Raw genomic sequence first — 7,623 nt, forward strand, 5'->3', positions numbered from 1 at the left:
CGTCTCAACCGAGGCGCGCATTCTACAGCAGCCTCATTTGCTGTCAAGTGGTTATTTTCAGAAGTTTTCGAAGATTTCTTCAACAGCTTCAACCACTTGCGCTTGCGATCTCTCGTAAGCGGGAGGCGAATTCTACAGGGATCGCCATGAACGTCAACCCCCTTATCTTAAAAAAAGCGAAACACTTACTCGCCTATAAAAACCAGGGTGCCCCACCGCCTCTTCTATATAGAAGGAGCGCACAACCTAGGGACGTGAATTATTCCCACCCACACAAATGCATCTGGATCTCAACCGAAAGAAGCGCGGCTGGATCCCGCACAGGCGAGGAACGAGGATGACTGTTGTTGAGACCGACGAATACCAGGAGGGGAAAGCTTTACAGAGATGGTGTCCCAGGGCCGGTTCGAACGGCCAACCTTCCCCTTAGGAGTTTGAAGGTTTGGCCTTTTACCAATTTATATGAGCTTTCACCAACCCTTATATTGCGGGCTTTTCAGCAAATCTATACCTTTACCAACCTTCACCAATCACGGTGCAAATTGATAGCCCGTGCTAGCCCGGTGATAGCCTAAAGGAGAGCAGCCTGAAATGCTCAAGCTGAAATTCACGAAGACCGCACTACTCGCCTTGGCACCCGCAGAGGATGGCAAGCGCCAAACCATCTACGACACCCAAATTCCCAAGCTGGCCCTCCGACTAACCGGCAAAGGCTGCAAAACGTACTACGTGATCAAGCGTACCGGCTCCACCATGGCCTGGTTGAGACTTGGTACCTTTCCTGAAATGAGCGTCGAACAAGCACGCACTGACGCGACTTTAATTCTTGGCGAATTCGCAGCTGGGGCGAACCCTGCAAAAGCAAGGCGCGCTATCCGAGGCGAACCTACGTTCCAGGAGGTATTCGAGCGTTTCTTGAAAGAGAGAAAAAAACGAGACGGGACGGGTTTGGCTGAAAAAACCAAACGCAACTACAGTGACATTTTGCGGCTTTATTTAAGCCCAATAAAAAATAGCAAACTAAGTGATATTACCCGCGCAGATGTTAAGGCAATACATGCCAAAGTCACGAAAACGAGTGATTTCCAGGCCGACCGTGCGGCGACCCTGATCTCGTCAGTGATAGCTTTCGCAACGGATCTTGAGCTTTTTGACGGCGTCAACCCCGCCAGCCGCATACAAAAGAACCCGTCGAACTCTCGAGATCGTTTTGCACAAGCCAGAGAACTGCCTTATCTATTTGCGGCAATTGCGGAATCCACCTTGTGCGATTTCTTTCTTTTAGCCCTGCTTACAGGTGCCCGGCGCTCGAACGTTCAGGCAATGGCCTGGGGGGATATTGATCTTGAGGCCAGTGTCTGGCGTATCGGAAAGACGAAAAACGGTACCCCCCAAAACATTACTTTGTCTCCTGAAGCAAAGACCATCCTGACTGACCGCAAAAGCATTACAGAAAGCTCACACTACGTATTCCCTGGAATCGGTAAGACCGGCCACCTCGTTGAACCAAAAACATCGTGGGCAACCATCCTGATTCGCTCCAGCATGCATTGCCTTCTGGATCACCTACAAGATCGGGGAAACATAAGCCATGAAGAGCGAGAGATCGCAAATGATTTGCTGACCACTGCACCAACAAGGGCAAAAAAACAATACTTGGCTATCGCACGGGCAATGGAAATCGATCCAGCCATTTATGACATGACCGACCTAAGAATTCACGACCTACGTCGCACTTTGGGCAGTTGGCAGGCAAAAACAGGCGCTTCCCTAGCGATTATCGGAAAAAGTCTGAATCACAAGAGCCATCAAGCCACAGCTGTATATGCCCGCCTTGATCTTGACCCTGTTCGCCAATCAGTCAACACAGCGACTCAAGCGATGCTGGCTGCCGCCAGAAAAGAGTAGCCCGCCATGAGAGTGGCTGTGTCGAACCATGAAGACATGGCCGACCATGCCAAAAATTCAACCAATCAAATTAGCAAAACATGCGATCTGACGTATATATAAACGCGAAGCCTGACGATTTCCTCAAGGAAAGCCTAATTTCTTTTTTTACAAAAGCGCGCATCGCTGGCGATAAGAAGGAACTGTTAGCCGAATACATTCTTCGCAGAGTAAACACGAGAGATGCCTCCAAAAGATGGCGTAATGAAAACCCTACCACTGCGGATCATCTAGAAAAAATAGAGACTTACATTGAGTCACTTACCCAAACACGCAAAGCATGGCTTGCGCTCCCGGTAATGACACAAGAAATTCTACCAGAGATGATCCCAGAAATTGATTCATCCTTACTTTCCGGGGAGGTCACAACAGCCCTATCCTCAAAACTCTACAGCGATAAGAGTAAGCTACCGGACTGGAGACTTAAAGGACTGAGCAATTTAAAAAGTTGGGGTGCGGATCTGGAGATGATCGACCTACTGACGGCAAATATCACGCACTGGAGAGATAAGTATTTCATCGACTTTAACAGGCGCGATAGCTCGCATATTGGACTGATCGCAGGTATCGCAGAGTTATGTGCGGAACACGGGATAAAAATATCCCACACCCCCCGGAGCCACTTCGTCCAGATTCTGATGCTGGTATTTCCCAACCTTACATCCCCACGCGCGTCGATTAAAGAAGCAATGGCATTGCTGGAAAGGACAAACGCTCGCACCTCCTCCTGACAAAGCTCCGTACTAGCACACCTTGATGCAGGTGTGGCCTGGTGGATGGATGAATCGCATCGATATTCCAACATTCTCATCCATCCCACCCTCCATTCCTTCCATGCAAAGCTCTACCTCATCAAGTTACATCAACTGAGGAAGAGAATGGACAACTACCATATCACTGCGTCCATCAAAGATGAGATCGCATTGGCGCTCGGCTACGACCCCAAGAAGCCGCCCGTCCAGGTAGATGATAGAGATGCCGCAAATGTACTTGGAGTTAAAACTTCGACACTTGCAGTGTGGCGTTCTACTGGAAGATACGACCTTCCATACATGAAGGTAGGTCGCCTTATCCGATATCGAGTAAGCGACCTGGCAGACTTTCTGGCGAAATTTACGACAACAAAAACAGCGTAATAACCTAAAGGGGCTAGCTTTGGATATTTTCCGCGTACATGGCATCTCGTTCATGGTTTTCAAAAGCAGCTACATTACCCGCCGAATATTGAACTACGAAACCGAAGAAACGAGCGAGCTCTGTTATTCAGCTGAATATGAGGCCTTGTCCTCATGTCGCAATCACTATTTCTATTTTGAAGTACCTTCCTCTCTTGAGACTCCAACCCCACAACCATCTGCAATTGAGGCTGAATTCCGGTGCAGAGCCATTGAATACTTTGAACTCTAACCACACCAGATAAAAAAATATGAACGAGCACAAACATATGACCTACTCAGCACCAGCAAAAGACAACGAAACCAACCAGGTAAAAGAGACCTCAGTATATTTACTTTCTGACAACCTGGGACGTCTCCCGCCAGCTTATACACTGACCAGAAAGCAAGTAGTAGCCCTTGCATTGCGACTGGCATCAATCCATGCAATCCAAACACAAGAAACACATCTTTCTAAAGGAAAATATTACAGCGACACCGGCGTTTATGGGATACGGATCGAGTCGAATACAAAAAAGGGGGTAACCGCGAAGGCAGGCTGTACCAAATTCTGGCGCACGTCTCTTGAGAACAAGGTCAACCTGGATCGGATTAACTTTGAAGCAAAGCATAGACTGATCGGCGGCCCCTTCAATGAGCAAGCTGAAAATTACAGCTCCAATGCAACTGTAGAACGAATGCGAGAAAAAACGGAAGCCTCCAACCTTGCCCTCTCGAAGCTAGCGGTTAAAAACACTATCACCGGAGAGGAGTCTTCAATGCTTAGCATTGCAAATGCTTCGTTTTCAAATAGATTTAATGAGTTGTACTCTTTCACCAAAAACTTTGAAGCCATGGCCAAAGAAAATGGAATGGACTGGTTATTTGTAACTTTTACTGCTCCGCCGGAATACCACCCGAACCCCTCCAGCCCAAATAGCAAATGCTCATACAGACCAGAGCTAGGGGTCAAGGCAAGTCATGTTTACATTAACCGTGCCTGGGTTTTGATTCGAGCCATGTTGAGCAAATGGGGAGTTAAGGCCAGCCCTACCACTTACTTTGGGGCCAGGACAGTAGAGGTTCATAAAGACGGCTGTATCCACTGGCACCTACTGATTTTTATAGACAATAGCTTAATCGAAAAATTTACCAGAGCTTGCAGGGAAAAGTTTCCTCTACCTGGCCAGCTAAAGGTTGTAATGGGTGACGACAATAAGGGTAGCGCTTCTTCGTACATCTTTAAATACCTTATGAAGGAGTTCGATACCAATACCCTTGATCGGCGTATAACTGGCAGGTTAACGGAAGCAGATGAAGAAAAAGACAGGGAGCGAGAGCAGATGGATCTCGCATCTATTGAAAATAGCGAAAGGGTTAGAGCTGCGATACGGGCTATGTGTATACGCCAATACCAAACGATAGGACTGCTTAGAGTGACAACCCTACTCCGGAAAATTAACAAACTTAACCTTTCAGGGATCTGCGACACTGACGAAAGCGTCTTGGGGTTCATTCAAAAGCACGTCTGGAGGAATCCGATGGGACTCAAGAACCTATTGGGAAAACCACATATCTTCAGTCGAAGCAACGATCAAAATCCGTCAATCAGACTCATCAAAGAAAACACATTGAGTCGTTATGGCGAAGAGCGAGAACGAGCAATTGGCATTGAGATTGGTGGTCAACAATTCATTTCGAAAGGCTTGTTTCAAATCGTAAAAAAACCATAATAAAACCGCAGGTTACAGTTATACATAATGTTCCAAGTTAAAGCTTAGGCGATTGAGTAAAACCATACAAACATAACCCTCAAGCCATTATCGACCTGTCTCCAACCACCAAAAAAACCCACCAAGAACTATTTCACATGAACAACTTTCCAAAAGATGAACTAGCCAAAAATATTTGCTATAGCTGGGCTGAAGACTTTAAGGCTATGGGGATGATGAACAATTTTAGTGTTTGGCAGGCCGCTGGATTTGCATTTGAGAGCGGCGCATCCGTGCATGATTCTTTTATCATCACCAAGATTAAAATAAGTATCAAAATTAGGATTGAGTCTTCCAAGCTTTCAGCCGTTCTTCCTAACTCCGTCGCAAAGGCGCTTCTCGAAATCACCCGCGAGGCGAAATACCTCGATATGCTTATGACCCATACATTTGGCTAACTTAGAGAAGGTGACTCTTCATATGTGCGAGCCCTAAGAGGGGCACGGATCTTGATGGCTTCTCGGTCTTCAAGCATGTTCAATCGACGCTCCAGGGCGTCCCTTTCCCCTTCCAGCGACAACACCCTACTTTCCGCTGCGCGAATCTCTACTTCGCGCAGAGCCAGGGCCACAGAGCGCTGCTCTAGGTTAAACTCTTTCATGCCATGCTCGATATCTCGGTGTGAAGAGACCTGTTGTTTCAAGTCTAACTCTTTGGCCGTCTGTTCCAGGCCCCGACACCTTGAACGTGTGGCCTTCCTTATGCGAGGCTCCCTGGCAGCACACACAGCATTGGCCCTTGCTACATCCTCCGCCTCAATCCAGCGCTTAGTTTTTTTACCGAACGCCGCAGCTGCATAGTCTTTAAAGCCTAAGAGAGGTGCCGCACCGGTAGTTTTCATTACCTGATAAAAAGCCGCCACCTCTTCGTGCTTTGCATTTGAACCTCTCACGCCGCGCTCCAGCCCACGGCTAGACCCGCAAGTAGCGTGAAAATCGTCTTGCATCTGCCGGAGTTTGGCTGGCCCCCCAAGAAAGTCCCGACACGACAAACGCCCGTCCTTTGTGAGAGGTACTACGTAAGCAACTAAATGTGGGGTCGACTCGTCCAGATGGACAGTGGAACTAACGACATTGTCCGCTCCATGGCGCCTCTTCAGCCACGCAAGCGCTTCAGAGAAATACCCACCGCCTAGATCGTCTAAATGCCCTCCATGGCGTTTGAAGGCCTCGGGCGATGCCGTGATTAGATATTCAATGCAAAGTACCGCATCACGTCTCCGCTTGTCCGGGAGCCTGCTCTTTAATAATTTTAGCAATCTGTCGGCGCCTTGAGCCCCCACCGTGCGATTGCGACTTAGTTGGGCTGGGTCGGCATTGGGTGTAGGTTGCTCTCTAAAAGTGTGACGAGCTGAACGGGCCAGCGCACCTATGCTTTTTAGCTTCTTAGCGCGCAAAATCGCGTAACTCATGGGCATGGCTCGTCAAAACTAACCCTTTGAGCCTGGCGCCTCCACGTCGGAACATACGGCTTAACTTCAGGTGTTGCTAGCTGCGCAGGCATGACCGCCGCAGGCGGCTTTCCTCCGCCACCAGCACCTGGCACAAGCATCCCATGGATGACATCCAGCAGCAGCGCCAATACAAGCAAAATAGCGTCTAGAAGCGTGACCTCGACTCTCAAAACTTCCCTAAACTCAGTTTCGTCAGTCTCAATGTGCCTGCGCGCTAAGCCCGTATTTTGTAGCTTGAGTAGCGCGTCGAAAGCCTTTGGCGCATCCGTTCGACGGATCTCGTAGAAGTCGACAATAGACCGATCATAGGGAATATCTTCAAGTGCCCTGGTGATCACCTCGTTTAGTTTGTCACCAGGAAAAGTCGAACCTGCCCTGGACAACATTAAGCGGTGATCTTTGGACAAATAAAGGGGGGTGTTGTAATTCATTGGCGGCATCTCCTGGCGCTCTCATTGTTGTCCTACCAGTATGCAAATGGAGCAACGAACGATACAACCCCGACCGAGACACTATGTGTAACCCACTACACTTCCGTACCGGAAGGTGGGCCAGCGTGCCGCTGGACTGCTCGGCGCTTTGCGCCTCAAAGATCGCGCCCTCTTTGGGCGCCCCCAGCCCAGGTATCGCCCTGGACGCTCGGGGAATGGGGACAGGAGCACTCCCCATCCCCTCGGCCAGATTGCGACCTGAATGGCGTCAAGGGTTCGCTGCGCCACGATCCTCGCCCGGTCCTGCTTGCTTCGCTGCGCAGGCTGCGGCCTCCGGTCGTGCCCTTGACCCAGAGCAGATGAAGCGCCTGACATATTTCGATCAAGAACGCCGTCACGTATATGCTTATATGTCTTTCAACTCACAACAAATGAGCCATAGGGAGAACACTACGGCTCAATCTCATATCAACGACTCACAGAGCGCACAGTTTCTAGATATCCAGACACAAAAATCATACTTCAAAGCTCAGGAGTTGGGTCTATTTAGGAAATCCCTGAGAGCGTTGCAAACCTCTTCAACCTGATCAGGATATTTATCACTCAAGTAAACATACAGGTCTTGATGCGATATTCTAAACTGCCTCTTTATCGCCTTAACAAATTTCTTATCAAGTTTATCGCCTCGCAACTCTACATCCAGGGCAGAGGGCAAAACAAAACTACCACTATTGTAATCCTCTAGTATTTTCTTTTCGATACTTTGAAATGGGATACAGTAGGCGGCGGCAAAAACTGAGTGCAACACCTGACCTTTCCGGTACGGTGCTGCCCCTATGTCTTATACCGAACTCAGCGTTGAAGAG

The 7,623-nt window shown here is 48.7% G+C and carries 7 protein-coding genes and 1 pseudogene; 5 read left to right on the forward strand and 3 right to left on the reverse strand.

Annotated elements, in window-relative coordinates; all coding sequences use genetic code 11:
• The first annotated feature begins 591 nt into the window (after positions 1-591).
• The 5 genes from BOP96_RS28765 (at position 592) to BOP96_RS28785 (ending at position 5,271) form a co-directional block, all read left to right on the forward strand.
• Positions 592-1,908, forward strand: coding sequence for a tyrosine-type recombinase/integrase (locus BOP96_RS28765; RefSeq protein WP_073454685.1), 1,317 nt, complete (start codon positions 592-594; stop codon positions 1,906-1,908).
• 80 nt (positions 1,909-1,988) lie between these two features.
• Positions 1,989-2,678 carry a hypothetical protein gene (locus tag BOP96_RS28770; protein WP_073454686.1) on the forward strand — a complete coding sequence of 230 codons (690 nt, stop codon included), beginning with the start codon at positions 1,989-1,991 and terminating at the stop codon, positions 2,676-2,678.
• 45 nt (positions 2,679-2,723) lie between these two features.
• Positions 2,724-3,083 carry a helix-turn-helix domain-containing protein gene (locus BOP96_RS28775; protein ID WP_238346875.1) on the forward strand — a complete coding sequence of 120 codons (360 nt, stop codon included), beginning with the start codon at positions 2,724-2,726 and terminating at the stop codon, positions 3,081-3,083.
• A 290-nt stretch (positions 3,084-3,373) separates the two neighbouring features.
• Entirely contained in the window at positions 3,374-4,834 is a 1,461-nt protein-coding gene (locus tag BOP96_RS28780; protein WP_073454687.1) for a replication endonuclease, read from the forward strand.
• Positions 4,835-4,971: 137 nt separating this feature from the next.
• On the forward strand, positions 4,972-5,271 hold the full coding sequence (locus BOP96_RS28785; RefSeq protein WP_073454688.1) for a hypothetical protein: 300 nt from the start codon (positions 4,972-4,974) through the stop codon (positions 5,269-5,271).
• On the opposite strand, the gene BOP96_RS30725 is transcribed toward BOP96_RS28785, so the two are convergent.
• The 3 genes and pseudogenes from BOP96_RS30725 to BOP96_RS28795 form a co-directional block, all read right to left on the reverse strand.
• Entirely contained in the window at positions 5,268-5,765 is a 498-nt protein-coding gene (locus BOP96_RS30725; protein WP_238346876.1) for a hypothetical protein, read from the reverse strand. The genes BOP96_RS28785 and BOP96_RS30725 overlap by 4 nt on opposite strands.
• A 15-nt stretch (positions 5,766-5,780) precedes the next feature.
• Positions 5,781-6,290: pseudogene (mobV, locus tag BOP96_RS30730) on the reverse strand (MobV family relaxase); the annotation flags it as partial.
• Entirely contained in the window at positions 6,281-6,757 is a 477-nt protein-coding gene (locus BOP96_RS28795) for a hypothetical protein (protein WP_073454689.1), read from the reverse strand. The pseudogene mobV and the gene BOP96_RS28795, both read right to left, overlap by 10 nt.
• Positions 6,758-7,623 lie beyond the last annotated feature (866 nt).

The organism is Pseudomonas sp. FSL W5-0203, assembly GCF_001896155.1.
Classification (GTDB): Bacteria; Pseudomonadota; Gammaproteobacteria; order Pseudomonadales; family Pseudomonadaceae; genus Aquipseudomonas; species Aquipseudomonas paracarnis.